Annotated in this window: 25 protein-coding genes; 10 read left to right on the top strand and 15 right to left on the bottom strand. The window is 71.0% G+C overall.

Annotation, left to right across the window (positions count from 1 at the left end; translation table 11 throughout):
* Positions 1 to 35 precede the first annotated feature (35 nt).
* Together ACIBI9_RS09270 and ACIBI9_RS09275 are read left to right on the top strand one after the other, a co-directional pair.
* Entirely contained in the window at positions 36 to 701 is a 666-nt protein-coding gene (locus tag ACIBI9_RS09270) for a copper resistance protein CopC (RefSeq protein WP_397221434.1), read from the top strand.
* Positions 698 to 1729, top strand: coding sequence for a copper resistance D family protein (locus ACIBI9_RS09275; protein ID WP_397221435.1), 1032 nt, complete (start codon positions 698 to 700; stop codon positions 1727 to 1729). The genes ACIBI9_RS09270 and ACIBI9_RS09275 overlap by 4 nt, the downstream gene beginning before the upstream one ends.
* Here the strand turns inward: ACIBI9_RS09275 and ACIBI9_RS09280 are convergent.
* From ACIBI9_RS09280 to ACIBI9_RS09290, 3 genes are all read right to left on the bottom strand, one after another.
* Positions 1687 to 2868, bottom strand: a complete 1182-nt coding sequence (locus ACIBI9_RS09280) for a hypothetical protein (RefSeq protein ID WP_397221436.1) — start codon at positions 2866 to 2868, stop codon at positions 1687 to 1689. The genes ACIBI9_RS09275 and ACIBI9_RS09280 overlap by 43 nt on opposite strands.
* Positions 2869 to 2936: 68 nt before the next feature.
* A complete protein-coding gene (locus ACIBI9_RS09285) occupies positions 2937 to 3731 on the bottom strand; it encodes a class I SAM-dependent methyltransferase (RefSeq protein ID WP_397221437.1) in 795 nt (264 codons plus the stop codon).
* Positions 3732 to 3794: 63 nt separating this feature from the next.
* A complete protein-coding gene (locus tag ACIBI9_RS09290; protein ID WP_397221438.1) occupies positions 3795 to 5075 on the bottom strand; it encodes a cytochrome P450 in 1281 nt (426 codons plus the stop codon).
* A gap of 113 nt (positions 5076 to 5188) precedes the next feature.
* On the opposite strand from ACIBI9_RS09290, the gene ACIBI9_RS09295 reads away from it, so the two are divergent.
* From ACIBI9_RS09295 to ACIBI9_RS09305, 3 genes are all read left to right on the top strand, one after another.
* The gene (locus tag ACIBI9_RS09295; RefSeq protein ID WP_397221439.1) at positions 5189 to 5596 is read left to right on the top strand and encodes a PaaI family thioesterase; all 408 of its coding nucleotides are present in this window, start codon (positions 5189 to 5191) and stop codon (positions 5594 to 5596) included.
* A gap of 72 nt (positions 5597 to 5668) precedes the next feature.
* A complete protein-coding gene (locus tag ACIBI9_RS09300) occupies positions 5669 to 8260 on the top strand; it encodes an alpha/beta fold hydrolase (RefSeq protein ID WP_397221440.1) in 2592 nt (863 codons plus the stop codon).
* Entirely contained in the window at positions 8257 to 9108 is an 852-nt protein-coding gene (locus ACIBI9_RS09305; protein WP_397221441.1) for an ABC transporter permease, read from the top strand. The genes ACIBI9_RS09300 and ACIBI9_RS09305 overlap by 4 nt, the downstream gene beginning before the upstream one ends.
* Here ACIBI9_RS09305 and glpK read toward each other — a convergent pair.
* From glpK to ACIBI9_RS09330, 5 genes are all read right to left on the bottom strand, one after another.
* Positions 9105 to 10613 carry a glycerol kinase GlpK gene (gene glpK, locus ACIBI9_RS09310; RefSeq protein ID WP_397221443.1) on the bottom strand — a complete coding sequence of 503 codons (1509 nt, stop codon included), beginning with the start codon at positions 10611 to 10613 and terminating at the stop codon, positions 9105 to 9107. The genes ACIBI9_RS09305 and glpK overlap by 4 nt on opposite strands.
* A gap of 25 nt (positions 10614 to 10638) precedes the next feature.
* Positions 10639 to 11448, bottom strand: a complete 810-nt coding sequence (locus ACIBI9_RS09315) for an MIP/aquaporin family protein (RefSeq protein ID WP_397221445.1) — start codon at positions 11446 to 11448, stop codon at positions 10639 to 10641.
* A 493-nt stretch (positions 11449 to 11941) separates the two neighbouring features.
* On the bottom strand, positions 11942 to 12406 hold the full coding sequence (locus tag ACIBI9_RS09320; protein ID WP_397221446.1) for a GNAT family N-acetyltransferase: 465 nt from the start codon (positions 12404 to 12406) through the stop codon (positions 11942 to 11944).
* Between the two features lie 8 nt (positions 12407 to 12414).
* Complete coding sequence (cpt, locus tag ACIBI9_RS09325; protein WP_397221447.1) at positions 12415 to 12948, bottom strand: chloramphenicol phosphotransferase CPT; 534 nt, start codon at positions 12946 to 12948, stop codon at positions 12415 to 12417.
* An 82-nt stretch (positions 12949 to 13030) separates the two neighbouring features.
* Positions 13031 to 13504, bottom strand: coding sequence for a MarR family winged helix-turn-helix transcriptional regulator (locus tag ACIBI9_RS09330; RefSeq protein WP_397221449.1), 474 nt, complete (start codon positions 13502 to 13504; stop codon positions 13031 to 13033).
* 105 nt (positions 13505 to 13609) lie between these two features.
* Here ACIBI9_RS09330 and ACIBI9_RS09335 point away from each other — a divergent pair, with 105 nt between their 5' ends.
* Together ACIBI9_RS09335 and ACIBI9_RS09340 are read left to right on the top strand one after the other, a co-directional pair.
* Positions 13610 to 14452, top strand: a complete 843-nt coding sequence (locus tag ACIBI9_RS09335; protein WP_397221451.1) for an NAD(P)H-binding protein — start codon at positions 13610 to 13612, stop codon at positions 14450 to 14452.
* Positions 14453 to 14522: 70 nt separating this feature from the next.
* Complete coding sequence (locus ACIBI9_RS09340; protein WP_397221453.1) at positions 14523 to 15884, top strand: MFS transporter; 1362 nt, start codon at positions 14523 to 14525, stop codon at positions 15882 to 15884.
* A gap of 152 nt (positions 15885 to 16036) precedes the next feature.
* Here ACIBI9_RS09340 and ACIBI9_RS09345 read toward each other — a convergent pair whose 3' ends face one another.
* From ACIBI9_RS09345 to ACIBI9_RS09365, 5 genes are all read right to left on the bottom strand, one after another.
* On the bottom strand, positions 16037 to 16708 hold the full coding sequence (locus ACIBI9_RS09345) for an SDR family NAD(P)-dependent oxidoreductase (protein WP_397221454.1): 672 nt from the start codon (positions 16706 to 16708) through the stop codon (positions 16037 to 16039).
* A gap of 142 nt (positions 16709 to 16850) precedes the next feature.
* A complete protein-coding gene (locus tag ACIBI9_RS09350) occupies positions 16851 to 16985 on the bottom strand; it encodes a hypothetical protein (protein ID WP_397221455.1) in 135 nt (44 codons plus the stop codon).
* 166 nt (positions 16986 to 17151) lie between these two features.
* Positions 17152 to 17517: an NAD(P)H-binding protein gene (locus ACIBI9_RS09355; RefSeq protein ID WP_397221456.1), complete on the bottom strand. Its 366-nt coding sequence runs from the start codon at positions 17515 to 17517 to the stop codon at positions 17152 to 17154.
* Positions 17514 to 17690 (bottom strand): hypothetical protein, encoded by a 177-nt coding sequence (locus ACIBI9_RS09360; RefSeq protein WP_397221457.1) that lies wholly within the window; start codon positions 17688 to 17690, stop codon positions 17514 to 17516. Before ACIBI9_RS09360 ends, ACIBI9_RS09355 begins: the two co-directional genes overlap by 4 nt.
* The gene (locus ACIBI9_RS09365) at positions 17683 to 18354 is read right to left on the bottom strand and encodes a DsbA family protein (RefSeq protein ID WP_397221458.1); all 672 of its coding nucleotides are present in this window, start codon (positions 18352 to 18354) and stop codon (positions 17683 to 17685) included. The genes ACIBI9_RS09360 and ACIBI9_RS09365 overlap by 8 nt, the downstream gene beginning before the upstream one ends.
* Before the next feature lie 134 nt (positions 18355 to 18488).
* On the opposite strand from ACIBI9_RS09365, the gene ACIBI9_RS09370 reads away from it, so the two are divergent.
* Positions 18489 to 19016, top strand: a complete 528-nt coding sequence (locus ACIBI9_RS09370; protein WP_397221460.1) for a TetR/AcrR family transcriptional regulator — start codon at positions 18489 to 18491, stop codon at positions 19014 to 19016.
* 78 nt (positions 19017 to 19094) lie between these two features.
* Here ACIBI9_RS09370 and ACIBI9_RS09375 read toward each other — a convergent pair whose 3' ends face one another.
* The gene (locus tag ACIBI9_RS09375) at positions 19095 to 20279 is read right to left on the bottom strand and encodes a sensor histidine kinase (protein WP_397221461.1); all 1185 of its coding nucleotides are present in this window, start codon (positions 20277 to 20279) and stop codon (positions 19095 to 19097) included.
* Between the two features lie 17 nt (positions 20280 to 20296).
* A complete protein-coding gene (locus ACIBI9_RS09380) occupies positions 20297 to 20953 on the bottom strand; it encodes a response regulator transcription factor (protein ID WP_397221462.1) in 657 nt (218 codons plus the stop codon).
* 119 nt (positions 20954 to 21072) lie between these two features.
* On the opposite strand from ACIBI9_RS09380, the gene ACIBI9_RS09385 reads away from it, so the two are divergent.
* The gene (locus ACIBI9_RS09385) at positions 21073 to 22158 is read left to right on the top strand and encodes a serine hydrolase domain-containing protein (protein ID WP_397221464.1); all 1086 of its coding nucleotides are present in this window, start codon (positions 21073 to 21075) and stop codon (positions 22156 to 22158) included.
* Positions 22159 to 22359: 201 nt separating this feature from the next.
* On the top strand, positions 22360 to 22728 hold the full coding sequence (locus ACIBI9_RS09390; protein WP_397221465.1) for a hypothetical protein: 369 nt from the start codon (positions 22360 to 22362) through the stop codon (positions 22726 to 22728).
* Positions 22729 to 22842 lie beyond the last annotated feature (114 nt).

The following is a 22842-nucleotide window of genomic DNA, read 5'->3' on the forward strand; positions in this document are numbered from 1 at the left end:
GGGTTCGTTTCGTCGTTGCTGGAAGGTTTTGATCTTTGAGGCGGCTACTCACGGTCCTGCTGCTCGCCTTCGCCGCCGCCGGGATCGCTTCTCCCGCGGCACAGGCGCACAACGTGCTCATCAGCAGCGACCCCAAGGACGGGGCCACGTTGCCGGCCGCGCCCGCGCGGGTGACTTTGGTGTTCGACCAGGCGGTGCGGCAGGGCTACGCGCAGGTGGGCGTCACGGGCCCGGACGGGTCCTCGTGGGCGGACGGCTCCGCGGAGGTGGCCGCCGAGCGGGTGTCGGTACGCGTCAAGCCGCTGCCGTCCGGGGGCGCGTACACGGTGGGCTACCGGATCCTGTCGGCCGACGGCCACCCGGTCACCGGCAAGATCACCTTCACCCTCGCCGCCGCGACCGGCACCGGTGGCCCATCCCAGGACCCGGCCCAGTCCACCACCGGGCAGGCGGCGCGGGACGCAGGCGCGCAGGCCGCCGAGGCGGCCGCCAACGGCGGCGCGGGCATGGCGGTGGTGTGGATCGTGGGCGCGCTGCTGCTGCTCGCCGCCGGCACGGCGGTGGCCCTGCGCCGCTCCCGCCCGGCGGAGACGGCGCCCGCCCCGGGCTCGGCCGGAGAAGCGCGGCCCGAGGCGGCGCCCGCCCCGGGCTCCGCCGGAGAGGCCCAGCCCGACGCCGCCGGCGAAGAGGCCCGGGCATGAGCGTCTCCGCGCCTCCCCTCCCCCGGCAGCGGGTCGGCGGGCGGCTGGTGGTCGGGGCGTTCGGCGTCTGCGCAGTCGTCGCCGCCGTGGCGGCGAGCACGTTCACCGCCCAGGAGACCGTCCCCGGCATCCCCATGCCCGGCCCGCTGGTGTCCTTCGGGCTGCCCGTCGTGCGGGTGCTGCTCGACCTGGCCGCCGTCGCCGTGGTCGGGCTGAGCCTGCTGCCCAAGCTGCTCGGGTTCGACGCTCCCGAGCGGACCGAGCCCGTCATGCTCAAGGTGCGTCCGCTGGCCGTGATGGCCGCCTGGGCGTGGGCGATCTGCGCGCTGCTCACCATCGTGTTCCAGACGGCCGAGCTCAATCCGGGCAGTGTGCCCACGTTCGGGATGATCGCCGCCTACGTCGAGACCGTCGGCACCGGCCAGGGGCTGCTGTTCAGCGCGGCGTGCGCGCTGGCGGCGGCCGGCATCGGGCTCATGGCGGTGCGGTTCGGCGAGAAGGTGCCCGCCGAGCTACGGGTGATCGTGGCGCTGTTCGGGCTGCTGCCCATCCCCGTCACCGGGCACGCCGTCAACTCGATCTGGCACGACCCCATCATGGTCTCGATGGAGATCCACGTGATGGGCGCGGCGGCGTGGACGGGCGGGCTGGCGGCCACGGCCGTGTTCGTGGCGCCGCGCCGGGAGCTGCTGGCCGTGGTCCTGCCCAGGTTCTCCAGGATCGCCACGGTGTGCCTGCTCCTGGTCGGGCTGTCAGGGCTGGTCAACGGGCTCGGCACGATGGCGCTCACCCCCGGCGTGACACTGCCCGACGCGCTGCTGACCAGCCACTACGGCGTGCTGGTGGTGGTCAAGACGGTCCTGGTGGCCGCGCTGGTGCCGCTGGCCGCCCACATCCGCTTCCGCCTGATGCCCGCCGTGCGCGAAGGCCGGGCCACCGCCCTGGTGGGCTGGGCGGCGGCCGAGGTGGGCGTGATGGGGCTGGCCTACGGCGTGGCGGTGGCGATCACCCGGGCCTCGATCGTCTGAGACCCGCGCCGCCGGGCGGCCAGCCATTCGACCGTCAGCCAGAGGGCCAGCAGGGCGAGCCCTGCCCAGACGGCCGACGACGTGGCCAGAGGGGGCGCTCCGAGCAGCCCCTTCTGGCCTTTGATCGCGCTGTACACGCCGCCCATGATCGCGCTCTGCGCCACCAGCGCGCCGTAGGCGGCCGCCGTGACGCCGACGCTCCCGAGCACGGCCCGTACGTACGGCATGCGCACCAGGAACGCGAGGTCCACCGCCAGTCCCGCGACGACCAGGAAGAACGGCACCGCCGACGGCGGGAACCCGGTGAACGTCAGCAGCGGCCACAGCAGCGTGCGCACCCCCACGTAGGCGCCCGCCACCAGCGTCGCGGCCCCGAACCTGCCGATCAGCAGCCTGGCCACGACCAGCACCGACAGCCCGGCGACCACCGCGTAGACGGGGTAGAGGAAGTCGGGGACGGGCAGCGAGAACGCGACCATCATCGCCCGGTCCACCGGCCGCCCCATCTGGTCGGCCGCGAACTGGAGCAGGATCTGCTCGGCGTAGGTCGCGTGGTTGTCCCAGGCGCCGATCGACAGGATGCCGTACTCCTGGTGCTGCTCGGGGAAGTGCACGTTCTCCAGGAAGAACGCGAAGAACGCGCCCAGCACGACGGTCCGCTCCCGCCCCGGCGGCGCTCCCATGAACCAGCCGCGGAGCACGCCCGCGATCATGAAAAACGTTCCAAGGTAGAGCATGATGTGCGACGGGCTCCACGAGGTGATGTCGAGCCCGTTGACACGGTGGTTGATCAGGTCGAGCGGGACCGCGACCAGGAAGATCCCGGTGCCCCACTGGATCAGCCGGAGCGCCGCCTTGTCCACGCCGTAGCCGGTGTATCCGTGGATGACGGTCAGCGCGACGACGATGGCCGTACCTACAGAGTTGAGCAGGTGGGGCGGGGCGAGATCATCCCGCAGCCACTTGAAGTGCCACGAAACGTCCCACGCCGAGCCGAGCAGCTTGAGCGTGAACGCCACCAACCAGCCGAAATAGAGCACCCTGAACAGATCCTGCGGCGTCTCACGCCCCGCCTGGCCCCTGGTCCAGTACGGCAGGGCCCACTCGGCGGCCCTCTTGAGAGATGCTGGAGACTTCACGGGAGTGAATCTTACGGTTCCCCGCGTTGAGGTGTTGCTGGGGTAATGCCAGGCAATGTCTTGGCAGGTCAGGCCGGCGCCGAGGCCCGCAGGGAGTAAAGCAGCGGGATCCTGGGCGCGCCCTCAGGGATGCGGAAGCCCTCCTGGCCGGCGACCAGCGTGCCGAAGCGGCGGAAATACGTGCGGTCGTGCTCGCGCAGGAACTCCACCCGCAGGCCCGCCGCCGCGACCGCGCTGACGACCTCGCCGAGGCCGTGCTGGAACTGCACGGAGGTCTGGTGCTCCAGGATTTCGCTGCCGGTGTAGGTGTGCGGGTACTCCCAGACGTGGGGCCCACGGTCGAAGTAGTCGTGGGTGACGGTGGTGCCCGTCTCGTCATCCATGGTGTCGGCGAACGGGTGGAACTCGGCGACGTAGAGGAATCCGCCCGGTTTGAGCAGCGCGGCGACCGTCCGCGCCCAGGCGGTGAGGTCGCCCAGCCACACCAGCGCGCCGAGGCCGGTGTAGACGATGTCGTACGTGGCCCCGCCGAGCGCCTCGACCGCGTCGTGGACGTCGGCGGTGACGAACTCCGCCGGGATGCCGCATTCGGCGGCGATGGCCCTGGCCTGCTCGGTGGCGGGCGCGGAGAAGTCGAGGCCGGTCACCTCGGCGCCGAGCCTGGCCCAGGACAGGGTGTCCAGGCCGAAGTGACACTGCAGGTGCAGCAGGCGGCGGCCGGCCACGTCGCCCACCTCGTCCCGCTCGAACGCCCGCAAGGGGCTCCGGCCCGCCTTGAAGCCTTCGACGTCGTAGAAGTCGCTGGCGACGTGAATGGGGACCCGCCCGTCCCAGTTGACCCTGTTGACGTCCAAGTAGTCCATGCGGGGCAGCGTAGGCGAGCCCCCGATCCCGCCGCCGCTGGTTTTCGGCGGGCTGGAGGCCGGTCAGGAGCGCCTTGTCAGCCGTACCGGGAGGTGCTTGAGCCCGTTCTGGAAGTTGGACGTCAGCCGTCGCGGGCTGCCCGCCGGCTCGACGTCCCACTCGCGCAGCAGCTCCGTGAACACCGAGCGGAACTGCGCGCGGGCCAGGTGGGCGCCGAGGCAGAAGTGGGGGCCGAAGCCGAAGCTGACGTGGTCGTTCGGGGTGCGGACGATGTCGAAGCGGTCGGGGTCGGGGAAGACGGACGGGTCGCGGTTGGCGGAGGCGTGGTAGACGACCACCTTGTCCCCGGCGCGGATGTGCCGGCCGCCCAGGGTGAGGTCGCGCGTGGCCGTCCGCCGGAAGTGCATGACGGGAGGCCAGAAGCGGAGCATCTCCTCGATGGCGGAGCCGAGCAGCGACGGGTCCGCGCGCAGGCGGGCCAGCTCCGCGGGGTGCTGGAGGAGCGTGAGCAGCCCTCCGGGGATGCCGTTGCGCAGGGTCTCGTTGCCCGCGACGGCGAAGAGGAAGAACATGTTCTCGAACTCCGCCTCCGTCAGGCCGCCCTTCCGCATGGCCGACATGACGGACTCGCCGTCCCCGGGGGTCTCGGCCAGGGCGTGCGCGTAGGCGAACATGTCGGCCAGCGCGGACTTCGAGCGCGGGTTCGCCCCCGGCGCGAGCTCCGGCCTGGACGCGACGGCCAGGCGGCCCATCGGGGTGAGCGACTCGACGTCGGCCGTGGACAGGCCCGCGTAGTCGGCGTCCTGGTAGCCGATCACGCGTGACGCCCAGTCGTACAGCAGCCGCTTGTCCTGCGCCGGGACCCCCATGACGTGGGCCAGCGTCCACACGGGCAGGTCGGCGGCCACCTCCACGAAGTCGCACTCGCCCTGCGCGAACAGCGCCGCGGCCCGCCCGGCGATCGTGCGCTCCAGGGCGCGCACGGCCCGCGGGGTGAAGGCCGCCGCCACGATCCTGCGCAGCCTGGAGTGCTCGGGCGGGTCCATATTCAGCATCTGGACCTGCACGAACGCCAGGTCGCCCGGGGTGTCAGGGTCACGGATCTGGGTGGCGCCGAGATGCGAGGAGAAGTCCACGGGGCTGCGCAGCACGTGTTTGACGTCGGCGTGCCTGAACACCCCCCAGTAGCCGGGGCCCTCCCGCCAGGGGCCGACGGCGGGCTCCGGGATCCGGCAGACCGGGGACTCCTCCCGCAACGCGGCGAACAGCTCGTACGGGACGGCCGACTCGTAGGTGGCCGGCAGGAACACCTCGACCACCGGCCGCCCGCTCGCACCCGCCATGCCGCCCACCCCCCGCACTCGTACGTCCTATTCCCGCCCTATACCGGCACCCTGACAGGACGCAAGCGATCGAGCCAGGAGCGGCGGGGCGCTCCGGCGGGCATCATGAGCGCGTGACTCCAGAAGACGCAGAGGCGATCCTCCAGGAATACTTCGCCCCCTGGATCCAGCGGCTCGGGTTGCGCGTGGAGGAGGTGGGCGAGCGCCACGCCGTCGTACGGCTCCCGTGGTCCGACGACCTGGCCAGGGAGGGCGGCGGGCTGTGCGGCCAGGCGATGATGGCGGCCGCCGACACCGCCACGGTCATCGCCATCTCCTCGGCCCGCGGCGAGTTCGTGCCGATGACCACCGTGCAGCAGTCGACGGCGTTCCAGCGGCCGGTGATGGGCAAGGACGTCCTGATCGACGTCCGCATCACGAAGCTGGGCCGCACGCTGGCCTTCTCCGACGTCACCCTCACGGCCGCCGGCAGCCGCGAGACCGCCGCCCACGCGACGACCGTCTACGCCATCCTGGCCTGATCCCTGGCCTGATCCCGCAGCTCAACCCCTGATCTCAGGGATCTCTCAGGTGCGGAAAGTAAGCTCACGGTCATGAAGCGTGTGGCCGCGCTGGTAGCGGCGCTCGCCCTCATCGGGGTGACGACGTGGCTCGTGTGGCCGTCGGCTCCTGGGGTGCGGGGCCAGGACCAGACAATCAGCGTCGTCGACGGACCCGGCGACGACCAACGGGTGGAGCTCGATACGACCTTCTTCCCGCCGCCCGACGGCGGGAAGGCTCCAGCCGTGCTGATCGGGCACGGCTTCGGCGGCAGCAAGCAGAGCGTGCGGGACCAGGCCGTCCGGATCGCCCAGCAGGGCTACGCCGTGCTGACCTGGTCGGCGCGCGGGTTCGGGCGCTCGACCGGCGAGATCGCGCTCAACTCGGCCGACTACGAGGTCAAGGACGTCAAGCAGCTGATCGACTGGCTGGCCAAGCGCCCGGAGGTCCAGCTCGACGCCGCGAACGACCCGCGCGTGGGCATCGCGGGCGGCTCGTACGGCGGCGCCATCGCCCTGATGACGGCCGCCTACGACCACCGGGTCGACGCCATCGTGCCCCAGATCACCTGGGCCGACCTGGCCGACGCGCTCTTCCCCAACGCCGCCGCGCAGGGCGCCGGCCCCGCCGCCATCGGCCAGGACGCCGCGCACGGGGTCTTCAAGCGCATGTGGGCCGGCATCTTCTTCGGCCAGGGCGTCTCGCTGGACAGCTTCGCGGCGCGGGGAGGGCGGCAGGCCGCCGCCGGCCCGCTGACGCCCGAGCAGGCGCGGTGCGGTAGGTTCCTGCCCGCGATCTGCGACGTCTACCAGCAGGTCGCCAAGGACGGCAAGGCCACGCCGGAAGCCGTCGCCCTGCTGCGCAAGTCGAGCCCGATCACCGTGGCCGGCCAGATCAAGGCGCCGACCCTGCTCATCCAGGGCCAGCGCGACTCGCTCTTCCCCCTCGGCCACGCCGACGCCAACGCCAAGGCGATCGCCGCCACCGGCACCCCGGTGAGCCTGGCCTGGTTCGACGGCGGGCACGACGGCGGCAACGGCGAGGCGGACTGGGTGTTCGAGCAGTCCACGGCCTGGTTCGCCCGCTACCTGAAGGGCGACAAGTCCGCCCCGGCGGTGAGCGCGTTCACGGTGACGCGCGACGGCGGCCGCGACCCCGGCACCCGCCAGCGCATCCGCCTCCACCCGGAGGCCGCCTCCTACCCCGGCCTGGCCGGCACCGACACCACCGCGGTCCAGCTGAACGGCCCCGCCCAGAACATCGTCAACCCGCCGGGCGGTGCCCCCGCCTCCATCTCGACGGTGCCCGGCATCGGCGGCCTGCTGGGCGGCGGCCAGGGCAGCACCGGCGTGTCCATCGACATGCCGGGCCAGAGCGCCGCGTTCGAGTCACGTCCGCTCACCGCCCCGCTCCAGCTCACCGGCAGTTCCACGGTCAGGGTCAAGGTGTCGGGCAAGGGCGAGGCGACGCTGTTCGCCAAGCTCTACGACGTGGCCGACGGCACCCAGCCGCCCATCCTGCCCGCCGGGCTGGTGGCGCCGGTCCGGGTGCCGATCCCGGAGGGCGCGGGCAGCGCGGAGGTCACCGTCACCCTACCGGCCGTGGACTACCGCTTCGCCGTGGGCCACCGGCTCCGGCTGGTCCTGACCACGACGGACATGGGGTTCGCGACCGCCGCCGAGCCCGCTTCGTACCAGGTGTCCCTGGCCTCCCCCGCGCTCGCCGTGCCGACGGTGCGCACGCTCGCCGCCCCGCCGACCGGCGTGGCGTGGTGGGTGTGGGCGATGCCGCTGGCCGCCGTGGTCGTCGCCGCCGTGCTGCTGGCGACGGGGCGCACGCCGTCCCGCCGCCGGACCGTGCCCAGCTCCCTGGGGAACGGCGAGGCGCCTGACGCGGCCGGCGACAAGGAGGTGCCGCTGGAGATCAGCGGGCTGACCAAGGCGTACCGGAACGGGGAGCTGGCCGTGGACGGGCTGTCGTTCCGCGTCGAGCGGGGCCAGGTCCTGGGCCTGCTCGGGCCGAACGGCGCGGGCAAGACGACCACGATGCGCATGATGATGGGCCTCATCCAGCCGGACGGCGGCGAGATCCGGATCTTCGGTGACCGCGTCACGCCGGGGGCGCCCGTGCTGTCCAGGCTCGGGTCGTTCGTCGAGGGGCCCGGGTTCCTGCCGCACCTGTCCGGGCGGGACAACATCGAGCTCTACTGGGCCGCCACCGGACGGCCCACCGCCGACGCGCACTTCGACGAGGCACTGGAGATCGCCGGCCTGGGCAAGGCCCTGGACCGGGCCGTCCGCACGTACTCGCAGGGCATGCGCCAGCGGCTGGCCATCGCCCAGGCCATGCTCGGACTCCCGGACCTGCTGGTGCTCGACGAGCCCACGAACGGACTCGACCCGCCCCAGATCCGGGAGATGCGCGAGGTGCTCAAGCGCTACGCGCAGGACGGCCGTACCGTGATCGTCTCCAGCCACATGCTGGCCGAGGTCGAGCAGACCTGCAGCCACGTCGTGGTCATGCACCGGGGCCGCCTGGTCTCGACCGGGCCGGTGTCGCGGCTGCTCACCGCGGCCGTTCCCTCCAACGGGCACGGGCCGCGCCTGGAAGACGTGTTCCTCGACCTCATCGGAGACAAGTCATGACCGTCGCCGCGCCGGGCTACGCGCCCCGTCGCACGCTGCCGCTGCGCGTGGAGATCGTCAGGCAGTTCAAGCGGCGGCGGACGCTGGTCATGTTCGGGCTGCTGCTGGCGCTGCCGTGGATCCTGGTGATCGCGTTCCAGTTCGGGCCGCAGCCGAGCGGGCAGGGGCAGTCGTCGCTGCGCATCTCCGACCTGGCGACGGCCAGCGGCCTGAACTTCGCCGCCTTCGCCCTGTCGGTGTCGGCCAGCTTCCTGCTGGTGGTGGCGGTCGCGCTGTTCTGCGGCGACACCGTGGCCAGCGAGGCCAACTGGTCGTCACTGCGCTACCTGCTGGCCGCGCCGGTCCCCCGCGACCGGCTGCTGCGCCAGAAGCTGATCGTGGCGCTCGGCTACTCGGCGGCGGCGGTGATCTGCCTGCCGCTGATGGCGCTGCTGGCGGGCACGCTGGCGTTCGGCTGGAACGACATCCAGGTGCCCGGCACGGGTGAGACGATCGCGGCCCTGGACGTGCTGCCGCGCTTCGGCATCGTGATCGGGTACGCGCTGGTCAGCCAGCTGGTGGTGGCCGCGCTCGCGTTCCTCGTCTCGACCATGACCGACTCCCCGCTCGGCGCGGTCGGCGGGGCGGTCGGGCTCTGGATCGTCTGCAACATCCTGCAGGCGGTGGAGGCGCTGGGCTCGCTGCGCGAGTTCCTGCCCACGTTCTGGAACAACGCCTGGCTCGACGCGCTGATGCCGGAGCTCGACTGGAGCGGCATGGCGAAGGGGGCCTCGGTGTCGGTGACGTACGCGGCCATCCTGATCGCGCTCGCGTTCCGGCGCTTCCGGCGCAAGGACGTGGTGAGCTAGGCCCAGTCGAACGACCTGGTCACGGCCTTCTTCCAGCCCGCGTACGCCTCCTCCCGCCGCTCCTCGCTCCACCGGGGCTCCCAGCGGCGGTCCTCCGCCCAGTGCGCCCGCAGCTCCGAGATGTCCTTCCAGTATCCGGAGGCGAGCCCGGCGGCGTACGCGGCCCCGAGCGCGGTGGTCTCCGACACGACCGGGCGGCTGACCGGTACGCCGAGGATGTCGGACTGGAGCTGCATGCACAGGTCGTTCGAGGTGACGCCGCCGTCCACCTTGAGCACGTCCAGGACCACCCCGGAGTCCTGCTGCATCGCCTCCACGACGTCGCGGCTCTGGAAGCAGATCGCCTCCAGAGCGGCCCTGGCGAGGTGGGCGTCGGTGTTGTAGCGCGACAGGCCGACGATCACACCGCGGGCGTCGGCCCGCCAGTACGGGGCGAACAGCCCGGAGAACGCCGGCACGAAGTACATCCCCCCGGAGTCCTCCACCTGCCGGGCGAGTGCCTCGCTCTGCTCCGCCGAGGTGATGACGTGGAGCTGGTCGCGCAGCCACTGCACCGCCGAGCCGGTCACCGCGATGGACCCCTCCAGCGCGAACACGGCCGGCTGGCCCCCGAACTTGTAGGCCGGCGTGGTGAGCAGCCCGCTGCGCGAGCGCACGGGGTCGGTGCCGGTGTTGAGCAGCAGGAAGTTGCCGGTGCCGTAGGTGTTCTTGGCCTCGCCGGGCGCGAAGCAGACCTGGCCGACGGTGGCCGCCTGCTGGTCCCCCAGGATCGCGCTGATCGGCACCTCCCCGCCGACCGGCCCGTACGGGAGCGTGGTCCCGTACATGGCGGGGTCGGCCGACGGCCGGATCTCGGGCATCATCCGGCGCGGGATCCCGAAGAACGACAGCAGCTCGTCGTCCCAGTCGAGCGTCTCCAGGTCCATCAGCATCGTCCGGCTGGCGTTGGTCACGTCGGTGATGTGCACGCCGCCCTTGACGCCGCCGGTGAGGTTCCACAGGGTCCAGGTGTCGGTGTTGCCGAAGACGGCCTCGCCCCGCTCCGCGTCCTCGCGGACGCCTTCCACGTTCTCCAGGATCCACTGGATCTTGCCGCCGGAGAAGTACGCCTCCGGCCGCAGGCCCGTCCTGTCGCGGATGACCTCCCCGCGCCCGTCCTGCTCCAGCGCGGCGGCGATCCGGTCGGTACGGGTGTCCTGCCACACGATCGCGTTGTAGTACGGGCGGCCGGTCCGCCGGTTCCAGACGACCGTGGTCTCGCGCTGGTTCGTGACGCCCAGGGCCGCCAGGTCCTTGGCGTGCAGCCCGGCACGCTGGATCGTCGTCTGGATCACGGCCGCCGTCACGGTCCAGATCTCGATCGGGTTGTGCTCGACCCAGCCCGCCTTCGGCAGGATCTGCTCGTGTTCGAGCTGGTATTTGGCGACCTCGGCGCCGTCGTGATCGAAGATCATGAATCGGGTGCTGGTGGTGCCCTGGTCGACGGCTCCCACGAACTCGGGCATGTCTTTCTCCTCTGCAAGATTCCGGTCAGATCTCCACCGGCTGCACGACCCCGCGCTCCTCGCTCGGCGGGAGGAACCGGGCGATGCACGCCTGGTACAGGCCGGCCCCGACGACAGCGCCGATCAGCGGGCCGACGATCGGCACCCAGAAGTACAGATCGCCGTACTGATCTCGCCAGGCGGTGGAGTAGCCGGTGAGGTAGCTCGCCAGGCGCGGCCCGAAGTCGCGGGCGGGGTTGATCGCGTAGCCGGCGTCGGTGCCGAAGGACATGCCGATCCCCACGATGAGCAGGCCGACGACCACAGGGCCGAGGTTCGCGCTGGGGGCCATGTTGGCGACGTCGGACACGGCGAAGATGACGAAGAGCAGGATGGCGGTGCCGATGATCTGGTCGCGCAACCCGCCCCACATGTTCACCGGCAGCACCCCGTTGCCGGGAAGGGTCGAGAAGACGCCCTGGGTCTTGATCGTGAGCCCGGGGTCGACCATGGTCAGCACCTCGGTGTAGTTCCACCGTACGAGGAGCGCCGCGATGAAGGCCCCGGCCGTCTGCGCCAGCGCGTACGGCAGGACCTTGCCCCAGGCGAAGCCGCGGAAGACCGCGAACGCCAGCGTGACCGCCGGGTTGAGGTGCGCGCCCGTGGTCCGGCCCGCGACGTAGACGCCCAGCGTGACGCCGATGCCCCACGCCCAGGCGATGCTGTCGTGGTCGCCGAGCTTGCCCGCGACCACCTGGGCGACCACGCCGACGCCGAACAGGATGAGCACCATCGTCCCGGCGAACTCAGCGATCAGTTCACCGGTCAGCCCTATCCGGTCGCGACGTCCGGCCACCGTTCCTCCTTGCGCGTGTGATCGTCGTGTGCCATTCCCGATTTCGAGGCATGCATACGATACGCACGCTATACGTCACGCAAAGTGACATCCACCGGCGGAATCAACCGCCGGTGCCGTCCCCCGGCCGTGGCGCCTGCTCTGCTCAGCCGGTACACGCGGACGGGCGGTGGACAGGGTGGGCGAGTTCTGGCGGTCCGAGCACGCCGTCCGGCTGGCGCCGGTCGGGGCGGTCGCCTGCACCTGCGGCACGTCTGGTACGCCGCGCGGGCGCGCCGGACGCCGCTCGGCGGCACCTGCGCCGCCACCCTGTCCCGGCAGCACGGGAAGGTCCGCTTGGGCATCGTCAACGACGGCGCGCACGGTCCCGTCGTCGATGGAACGGGGCTGTCCGGCGTGGCCGAACGCGCCCGCGCCGCCTCCGGTAGGTCAACCGCCGAAGTCCACGCTGGCCGGTTCCGGTTGTCGGTCGAGGTGCCCGACGCGGGATCACCTAATGATCGGAGACGCTTCGCCTGAAGGTCACCAGGGCGGTTCCCGGGCCGTTGTAGCCGGGGACGGGCTCGCTGACCTCGAACCCCATGCGGCGGTGGAACGCTATGGACGTCTGGTTGACGGGCGAGGTGATGGCCTTGACGACGCGGCGGTCGTGGCGGCGAGCCAGGTCGAAGAAGCGTTCGTACATGGCGCGGGCGACGCCGCCCGTCCTGGCCGCCGGGGAGACGCCGACGAAGTGGATGTACGCCTCGTCGGGCTCGGACGGGGAGATGAAGCCGATCAGGAACCCCGCCATGCCCGCCGGACCCTCCGCGATCAGGCTCGTCCGGTGGAAGTGGTCGAGGAAGAGCCTGGGCAGGGACGGCAGGATCGGCCGGCCCCACCACTCGTCGACGACGGCGGCTATGGGGTCGTAGTCGGCGGGGGTGGCGGGGCGCAGCTCGTACGCGGGCGAGGTCATGGGCTCCGTCACCTGACCTGCGCGGCGATGGCCCGCGCGCAGTCCAGGGACTCGGCACGCGTGGTGTCCACCTCCAGGTCGTAGGTCACGCCCTGGTGGACCACCTCAGCCTGCAACTCCGCCATCCCCCGGACCCGGTCTCCCCGGGCGATCTCACGGCCCGCGGCGACCGCGCTCTCACACTTGACACCGACCCACAGCACCTCCAGCCCGGCAAGGGCCTTCTGCCACCGCTCCTGGGACGCGGCTCCACCGAGGAAGACGTCGTCGACGATGACCCGGGCGCCCGCACGGACCATCGCGGCGACCCCTTCCGCCCACGCCGCGTCCAGCATCCGGAACTGCGGCCCGACACTGACCCCACCGTCCGGGGCGAACTCGATGCCCCCGTCCGATCCCTGCATGGACGCCGGCATCGCCTCGATCAGCGAGTCGACCCCGAAGGCGAGCCATGGATCCGGCAGGACCGCCTGCAGACACCGGACGATCCCGGACTTGCCCGAGCTGGAGCCGCCGTTCAACACGATCACTTGAGTAGTCACCGGCCCACGATAGGGGCGCTCCCCACCAGGCCCAAAGGCATTTTCCGGCGGAGCCGACCCCTCGCATCCCCGGCGTACTCGATCACCTGGTCGTGCGGTCGCGGAGCTGGGCCAGGGAGTCGACGTACTTGAGCATCAACCGGGCGAACTCGAGCCGGTCGCCCTCGCTCCAGTCGGCGGTGATGTACTCGAACGCCTCGCGCTGGTGGCGGCGGAAGCGCTCCATGAGCTCGACCCCCGCCGGACTCAGCTGCAGCACGGTGCGCCGCCCGTCCTGCTGGGAAGCGGCGCGGATCAGGTAGCCCGCCTTGATGTTGTCGCTCACCATGCGGCTGGCGACCGAGGGGTCCACCGCCAGCAGCTCCGCTATCGCGCCGACGGTCACCTCCTTGTCCTGACCGGTGGTGTGCTCCAGGACCAGGTTCAGCACGAGCGTCCTGCTCAGGTCCTTGGCCGAGATGGGGTTCTCGACCTCCAGCAGCGAGGTGCGGCGCAGCTTGGAGAAGGCCGGCCCCACGGCGTTGAGCAGGTCCTCGGCTGTCGCTGTCTCATCCATGCCCCCATCGTATCTCTGTGCAACCAGCAAGACATGTGTTGACACGAATTTATGTGCATGTCAGCATGCATGTGTCTTCAAGCACCAACTATCCCAGGAGTCACCATGACCATCCTCATCACCGGCGCCCGCGGCAAGGTCGGCCAGGCCGTCATCCACCGCCTGGTCACCGCGGGCCTGCCCACCCGCGCCGCCAGCGCCGACCCCGCCGGCCTGACCGCCCCCGCCGGTGTCAAGGTCGCCCAACTCAAGCTCGACCAGCCCGACACCTTCCCCGCCGCGCTGGACGGCGTCCGCCAGGTCTTCCTCTACCCCGAGCCCGCCGGCATCGACGCCTTCGTCAAGACCGCCCAGGACGCCGGCGTCGAGCACGTCGTACTGCTGTCGTCCTCCTCCGTCCTGGCCCCCGGCGCCGAGACCGACCCGCTGGCCTCCCACAGCCTCCAGGTCGAACGCGCCCTGACCGCCTCCGGCCTGACCTGCACCTTCCTGCGCCCCGACGCCTTCGCCGGCAACGCCCTCGGCTGGGCCCACCTCATCAGCCAGAACCAGCCGATCCAGCTCGCCTACCCCGACGCGCACATCGCGCCCATCCACTCCGACGACATCGCCGACCTCGCCGTGGCCGCTCTGACCGGCGACACGCTCACCGGCCGTCAGGTCACCCTCACAGGGCCGCAGTCGCTCACCTTCCGCGAGCAACTGGCCATCCTGTCCGGCGCGATCGGCCGCGACATCCCCCTCCTGGAGATCACCCGTGCCGAGGCCGAGCAGCAGATGACCCGGTGGATGTCCGCCCCCTACGCCGGCTCGCTGCTGGACCTGTGGGCCGCCGCCACCGCCGGTCCCGCCCCGATCGCCGAGACCACCCAGACGCTCCTCGGCACCCCCGCCCGCACCTTCGCCCAGTGGGCCGCGGAGAACGTCGCCGCCTTCAACGCCCGATGAGCGTCATCCGTCCACGCCCCGCCCTGCCCGGGTCGGGGTTCATCCCCCTTCACCCTCTTGGGAAGTCCTCATGCTCACCCCTGTGGGCCCCGCGCCTGCATCCACCTCCGCGCGCCGGCGCTGGGCCGTCCTCGCCGTCGTGCTGTTCGCCTCCATCCTCGACCTGCTGGATTCGACCATCACCAACATCGCCGCCCCCGCCATCGCCGCCGACCTGAACGGCGGCCAGGCACTCATCCAGTGGCTCGGCGCCGCCTACGCCCTGGCCATGGGCGTGCTGCTGGTGGTCGGCGGACGGCTCGGCGACAAGTACGGCCGGCGCCGCCTGTTCCTGGTCGGCATCACCGGCTTCACCCTGGCCTCCATCGCCTGCGGCCTGGCCTTCGACCCGGCCTCCATCGTGGCGTTCCGGCTGCTCCAAGGAGCGTTCGGCGCCCTGCTCATCCCGCAGGGCTTCGGCATCCTCGGCGCCGTCTTCCCCCGTGACCAGCTCGGCACGGCCTTCAGCGTCTTCGCCCCCGCCTTGGGCCTGTCCGCCATCGGCGGCCCCGTCCTCGCCGGCTTCCTCATCGACGCCGACCTGCTCGGCCTCGGCTGGCGTGCCATGTTCCTCATCAACATCGCCCTCGGCGGCCTGGCGATCGCCTGTGCCGTACGGCTGCTGCCCCCGGATCCCGGCGACCGCGCCGTCACCGTCGACGCGCCCGGCTCAGCCCTGCTCGCCGTCACCATGCTCACCCTGCTGTACGGCCTGATCGACGGCACCAGCCACGGCTGGAGCCTGCCCCCGGTCGTCTGCCTGGGCGCCGGGCTGGTGTCCTTCGCCCTGTTCTGCCGCCGCCAGCGCACCGCGCCCCAGCCGCTCATCAAACCCTCGCTGCTGACCAACCGCGGCTTCACCTCCGGGCTGATCCTCGGCCTGGCCTTCAACGCCGCCATCGCCGGCCTGCTGCTGGTGCTCTCCCTTCACCTGCAGAACGACCTCGGCCGCACCCCCAGCGGCGCCTCCCTCGGCCTGGCGCCCGTCGCCGCCGGCATCGTGGTCGCCTCGATCGCCACACACCGGTCCATCGCCCGGCTGGGCCGCAGGCTCATTCTCATCGGCCTGCTGCTCACCCTGACCGGCGTCCTGACGCTCCTCACCGGCATCGCGCTCATCCTGCCGGTGTTCGTGATCGGCCTGGGTCTGGGCACCTGCTTCGGCACCGTCTACCAGATCACTCTCGGCGACGTCGACCCGGCCGAATCCGGCAGCGCCAGCGGCTCACTGTCGGCCACCCAGCAGCTGGCCAACAGCATCGGCGCCGCCGCCCTCACCACCGTCTACTTCCACGCCGGCCCGACGGTCAGCCTCGGCGTGGTGGCGGCCCTCCTGCTGTCCTGCTGCCTTCTGGTACGGCTGCTGCCCCGCCACGCCCAACCCCGCCACTGACCGGCCCTCACCCTCTCCCGCGCTCTAGGAGGGCCGCCCCGGGACACGCGCTGCGACGGCTCGGCGCAGCGGACTGCTCGTCCGCGTCCGAAGGATTGACCGTTCCGCGGCGGGAGCGGATCTCGCCCCGTAGCTGTCTCGTGCTGTGCGCGTCACGGTTGTTCGTCGAGTGCGATGTAGTGCAGCTCGGGTTCGGTACGCGTCTCGTACAACTCGGTGTAGGCCTTGGCGATGACATCGGGCGCCGCGCCCGGGTGGCCGGCTCCGATCCATGCGCTGATGGCGATGTGCGCGACGTAGATGTTGTGCGGCTTGAGCTCGCTGTGGAGGTTCAGGGTCCAGTTGCGCAGCCCGGCGGCGGCGAGCGTGATGTTCGCCAGGGCAGGGACCGGGGTGACCGAGCCGCCGCCGGTGGTGACGAGGATCGTCCCCGTCCTGGCGGTGATCATGTCGGGGACGACCTGCCGGACGGCGTGGATGGCACCGTGGAGGTAGAAGTCGAGCTGCGGCTGGAGGTTTTCGGGGGTCACGTCGAGCACCCCGACGGCGTCGAGGCTCCGATCGGCGGGCGAGAACTCCAGGACGTCGATCGCGCCGTAGCGCTCTTTGATGGCGGCGAACGCCGCCGTGATGGTCTCGGGCTTGTAGATGTCGCCGACGAACCCGGCGGCCTCGATGCCTTCGGCACGGAGGCCGGATGCCAGGCCGTCGAGTTTGGTGGCGTTACGGGCGACCATGGCGACCGTGAAGCCCTTGCCGCCGAAGGCGCGGGCTATCTCGATTCCCAGGCCCGGGCCGGCTCCGACGATGGCGATGACAGGCACAGCTGTGTCTCCTCAGTTGAGAGAACGGTTGAAAGGACTTCCTCGCGGCAGCGGTTATCGGCCGTGGAAATCGAGGTCTCCGCGCCGAAGGTGGATGGCGGGCGGGGCTGTGGTCTTCCGGACGGTTGCTCGCGGATCCCGCTCAGAGGCCGTAGACCTCTTGCAGGCTTTCGTCCAACGACGTGGGCTTCCTGCCCAGCAGGTCTTCGAGGTCCTGCGTGATGATCTCGTACCGCCCCTCTCGCATGTCGGTGACGAACGCGGACAGGGTCGCCACGCCGAACTCGGGGACGCCCGCGCGGCGGAGGCCGTCCTCGAACGCCTGCGGTTCGGGGCTGATGTACCGGACGGGCTTTCCCGAACGCTCGGACAGCGCGTGCGCGATGTCCTCGAACGTGTAGGGCTCGGACGCCGTGAGTTCGTAGGTCTTTCCCTCGTGGCCGTCAATGTGCCTGCAGCATCTGGCTCATCGGTGAGGCGCCCGCGTCCTTCACCGCCGTGCCCGTGTAGACCACCTGCTTGACACCGGCCTGTCGCGCGGCGTCGATGACGTTCTGATGCTGGGTCAGGAGCTGGCCGTGGTCAGTGGAGGAGACGAGCAGCACCTTGCTGACGCCCTCCATCGCCCGTGCGAGCGCGGCCGGGTCGTCATAGTCCCCGAGCCGCATGTCGACGCCCTTCGCATGCAAAGGTGCGGCCTTCGCCTCGTTCCTCGCGAAGGCGGCGACGCTGCCGGGCCCGACCCTGGTGAGCATCTGGTCGACGGCCGCGGTGCCGAGGCTGCCGGTTGCGCCTGTTACAAGAATCATCCCTGTTGTCCTTTTCGATCGTTCCCTGTCGCGCTGTTGCCGGCGTCGGCGGTGGGCTCAGGTTCTGCCGCGCCCGGCACCACGCACACTCCGGTCACGGGATCGCAGTAGCCGTCCGGGGCGCCTTCGATGAGCTGCAGCGGCACCGCCGGCGTAGGCGCGTCGTCAGCCATGGACCTGCTCCCACGCCTGGTCGATGGCGCTCGCGTACTGGCTGACGCTGACCGCGCCCGGGATGCCGAGCCGTTCGCCGAGGACGGTGAACGGCACCCCTCGCGCGCCCAGGGCCACGGCGGCGTCGTGATCGGCGCGCACGGCGTCGGCGTAGCGGCCGGTGGCGAGCACGTCCCGGATCTCGTCGGCGGGAATGCCCAGCTCCACACCGATCCGGACCAGCGTGTCGCCCTCGAACGCGTCGGGGTTGCCGCTGAACACCTCGGCCTGCATCGCACGCAGGTACTCCCACGAGAGGCCGTACTCCGCGCCCAGGTGCACCAGCCGCAGCAGGTCGAACGTGTTGCGCGCGGGACGGTCGACCTCGTACCTCAGTCCCTCGGCGGCGGCCTGCCCGGCCATCCCTTCCTCCATCGACCGGGCCTGCGCCGCCGGGACCCCGTACTTCTGCGACAGGTAGTCGAGAGTCGCGAAGACCTCGGCGGGCGCGGTGGGATCGAGCTGGAAGGTATGGACCTTCAGCTCGATGTCATCGGCATGGGACGACTGGGCGATGGCGGCGCTCAGCCGCTGCTCGCCCAGGTAGCACCAGGGGCAGAGCACGTCCGCCCACACATCGATCGTCAGCCGCGTCGAAGCCGCGGCTCCAGTGGTCGTTTCCATCTTGTGGCCACCCTCCGGTAAGTTGAGTGCTGCCTCAGGATCAGAGAGTAGCACCTAACTTGAGTGGTTCCTCAAGATGTGACGGATGGAACATGACCGAGTCGAAGCCTCTCCGGCGCGATGCGCGGGACAACGTGGCCAAGCTGCGCGCCGCCGCGCTCGACGTCTTCCTGGCCAAGGGCCTGGATGCCCCGCTGGAGGAGATCGCGCGAGCCGCGGGCGTGAGCATCGGGACCCTCTACAACCGCTTCGGGTCACGAGAGAGCCTGATCGACGCGGTGATACCCGACGTCGCAGGCAACAGACTGCAAACCCTCGCCGCCACCGTGATGGCGAAGGACACACCTCGGCGGCGGCTCGAAGCGTTCGTGCACGGCATGATCGACCTGCAACGGGACGACCCCGCGCTCAACGACGCGATCCTGCGCCGCTATCCGGACGCCGTCGCGCTGCTCGGGATCTGCGACCGATCGGCCGAGCTGGGTCAGGACCTGGTACGCGCAGCACATGCGGACGGGTCGCTCTCGCCGGACTTCACCGAGCACGACCTGTTCTGCATGCTCTGGCTGGCCGGCACCGCCAGCAGAGAACCCCATGCGCCGGCCGGCTGGCACCGCGTGATCACGCGCGCCCTTGACGCCGCGTGGCTTGCTGCGACGTGAGGGGGCCTTAGGATCCCTTGCCCGGCGCATGATCTCGGCGCGCTCGCCGGACCATGCCGGCGTCGGCAACGCCGCGGGTCAATACAGGGCCATCGTGCCGACCGCTCTGCCCTCGCGCGAGTCGTGCGGGAGGTCGATGGTGATGTCGAGGCCGCCGCCGGTGCGGGCGGTGACTGCGATGCGTCCTCGGTGGGCGAGGGCGATCGCGCGGACGATCGACAGTCCCAGCCCCAGGCCGTCGGTGCGGACGCGGGTACCTTGCCCGTGCACGAACGGTTCCAGCAGCGTCCGCGCCTCGCCGGGCGCGATCTTCCGGCCGGTGTTGGAGATCCGCAGGACGGCGCGCCCGTCTGCCGTGCCGGTGTCGACAGCCAGGTGACCGCCTGTCCGGTTGTAGCGGATCGCGTTGTCGACCAGGTTGCCAATCATGCGTTCCAGCAGGACTGGTTCGCCGGTGACCGGAGCCGGCCGGAGCCGGGGGCGGACGGCGAGGTCGGCGGCCGCCGCCCGTGCTTGGCAGGCGTCGAGGGCGGCGGCCGCGATGCCGGCCAGGTCGGCCGGTTGCCGCGCCGCGAGCCCGGCCTGGCTGCGGGCCAGCAGCAGTAGGCCGTCCAGGACACGCTGCATGTGCTCGACGGCGTCGCGGACGTCACCGGCCATCGCGAGCAGCTCGGCGCGGCGGGGGTGTCCGTCCAGGGTGACGTCGATCGCGGTGCGTGCGGTGGTCAGTGGAGTGCGCAGTTCGTGGGCGGCGTTGGCGGTGAACAGCCGCTGGCTGTCGAGGATCCGGTCGCGCTCGGCGATGCCACGCTGGATGCGGTCCAACATGTCGTTGACCGTGCCCGCCAGCGCCGACAGCTCGTCGGCGGGGGTGGTGATCGGGGCCCGTTCGGTGAGGTTCTCGGCCGACAGCCGCCGGGCGGCGGAGGAGATCACTCGGATCGGCCGCAGCACCTGCCCGGCCACCAGCCAGCTCAGGACAGCGGCCAGGGCAGTCACCACGACGAGCGCCAGACCGGCCTGGGGCAGCAGCGCGGACAGGGTGTCGGCCTGCACCCGGTCGGCCAGAGCGCGCGCCCCGTCCTGCGCCGTCGTCCCCGGCGGAGAGGTGCCGGTCGGGTCCAGCTGGGTGAAGAACGCGCGGCGCCGCATCAGCAGGTACGTCAGCCCGGTCAGCGCGGCCCCGGCGACCAGCACCAGGGCGGTCTGCAGCAGGGCCAGCCGGGCCCGAGCGGTCAGCCGGACCATCCTGAGCCGGACCATCCCGAGCCGGGCCATCCTCAGGCGCCGATCCGGTAGCCGGCGCCGATGACGGTCTCGATCACCGGCGGGTCGCCGAGCTTGCGGCGCAGCGTGCCGACGGTGATCCGGACCGCGTTGGTGAACGGGTCCGCGTGCTCGTCCCACACCATCTCCAGCAGCGTCTCCGCGCTGACCACGTCTCCACCGGCGGCGAGCAGCCGCTCCAGCACGCCGAACTCCTTGGGCGTCAGCCGCAGCAGCCGCCCGTCCCGCTCGGCGCTGCGCCGGGCCGGATCCAGCACCACATCGCCGGCGCGCAGCACAGGCGGGCGAGCCGGGGCGCTGCGCCGCACCAGGGCCTGCACGCGGGCGACCAGCTCGGAGAACGCGAACGGCTTGCCCAGGTAGTCGTCCGCGCCCAGCATCAGCCCGCCGACCCGGTCCTCCACCGCGTCGGACGCGGTCAGCATCAGCACCCGTGACTCGCCCCGGTGGGCGAGCCGGCGGCACACCGCGTCGCCGTGCACGACCGGCAGGTCCCGGTCCAGGACCACCACCTCGTACGGCGTGAGCTCGCACTTGTCCAGCGCGCTCCGGCCGTCCAGGGCGACGTCGACGACGAAACCGTGCTTGCGCAGTCCCGCTTCGATGTACCCGGCCAGGGGCTGCTCGTCTTCGACCAGGAGCACACGCATCCGGGCAGTATCGCAACACCCGCATATGGACCACATATGGTCCGATGATCGCCCGCCGATAGGCGCCGCCCGGTAGATGTGATCACCCTCGAAGTCCCGCAGAGAGAGGATCACAAGAAATGAGCCGTGCACGAACGGCCGGCCTGACCGGGCTGGCATCCGCCATGCTGGCGTTGAGTCTCCAAGCACCCGCGACCGCCGCCGACGAGGTCAAGCTGGGAGACGTCCAGCAGGCGATGACGAACGTGGCGAAGACCGCCGGCGTGGTGGGCGCCATCGGCGAGGTGTACGTCGACGGCAAGCGAATGGGCCAGGGGACGGCGGGTTCGCGCCTGCTCGACGGCAAGGGCGGGCGCATCCCCCCGAACTCCCGTTACCGCATCGCGTCCCAGACCAAGCTCATGGAGGCCGCGATCATCCTGCAACTGGTCGGGGAGGGCAGGCTCAGCCTGGACGACAAGCTCAGCGACGTCCTGCCCGAGATGGCCGAACACGACTATGTGGACCGGGCCGGTGAGATCACCGTGCAGCAGCTGATCCGCCACACCTCCGGCATCCCCGACTTCATCGACAGCGGGAAGTTCGACGTCTTCGACTTCACCACCGCCTACAAGCCGATCGACCTGGTCAAGGCCGCACGTACCGTCCCCCGCCAGGGCGAGCCGGGACAGTACCGCTACTCCACCACCAACTACGTCCTCCTCGGCATGATCATTGAGAAGGTGACCGGACACGACCGGGCCGCCGAGTTCGAGCGGCGCCTGTTCGCCCCGCTCGGTATGAAGCACACCTATCTGGCCACCAAGGTCTCCGACCAGATCAAGGGCCCGCACGGACACGGCTACCACCCCGACGCCAAGGGCGTACCACGCGACGTCGACCGGCTCAACGCCACCATCGGCGCCGAAGGAGCGATCTCCACCGCGCACGACGTCAGTGCCTTCTACCGCGCGCTCAACCAGGGCAAACTGGTGCCGTCGGACCTGCAACGACAGCTGCCACGGCCGTTCCCGGAGCTGTGCGGCGGAACGGTCTCTTCGGCATCGGGCGGCATGCCCGGAATCAACTCCATCACCTTCTCCTCCGCTGACGGCCGGATCCAGTTCGCGGTGGCCGCCACCCTGAAGATCGATAACGAGAAGGCCATGGCCGTCGGTGACGCCATCAACAAGGCCGCGGAAGCCGTGCTCTGCCCCGGCCGATAACCGAAGCCATCCATCCACGACGGGCCGACGGGCACCACGTCGTACGGCGGGACCTCGCATGTGCCCAGGGCACACCCGTCCGGCGGCCGCTCGCATGGCGACGCATCTGGTCCGCCGATCGGTGCCCGCCGGTAGGTGTGATCGCCCTTGAGAACCCCGGAAGAGAAGACCATGACAATGAGCCGTGAGAGAACGAGGGGCATGGCCGGGCTGGCAGGCGCGGTGCTGGCATTGAGCCTCCCAGCGCCCGCGACCGCCGCCGAACGCGCCGGCCCGAGCGCGAGCGCCATTACGAAGTTCGATGTGTCGTCTGTTCAGTGGAAATCCTGCCCGTCGTACTCCGATGAGGTGATCCGGAGCCTGCGCGTGACGCAGGAGCAGCTTCCGGCCTTCCGCACCCAGTTGAAGCGCCTGCAGACGCGGCGCGCCATCGGCGGCACCGTCTACACCGTCGCCGACGACGTGCACGTCTCGACCACCCGGGTGCCCGGGTGCGCCGCCGACGTGGTGCGGTATTTCGAGACAGGCCGGATCGGCAGAGGTTGCGAGGGCAGCGGAACCCCGGCCTGACCATCGATGCACGGGCCCAGCGAACCAACGTAGCTTGCCGATTCCGGGGTTGAGCCAGGCGCACCTTCGGAAGGAAGGTCCGAGCGGAGCGGGGCCTTGGTTTCGGGGCTCCAG

The organism is Nonomuraea sp. NPDC050451 (assembly GCF_044458585.1).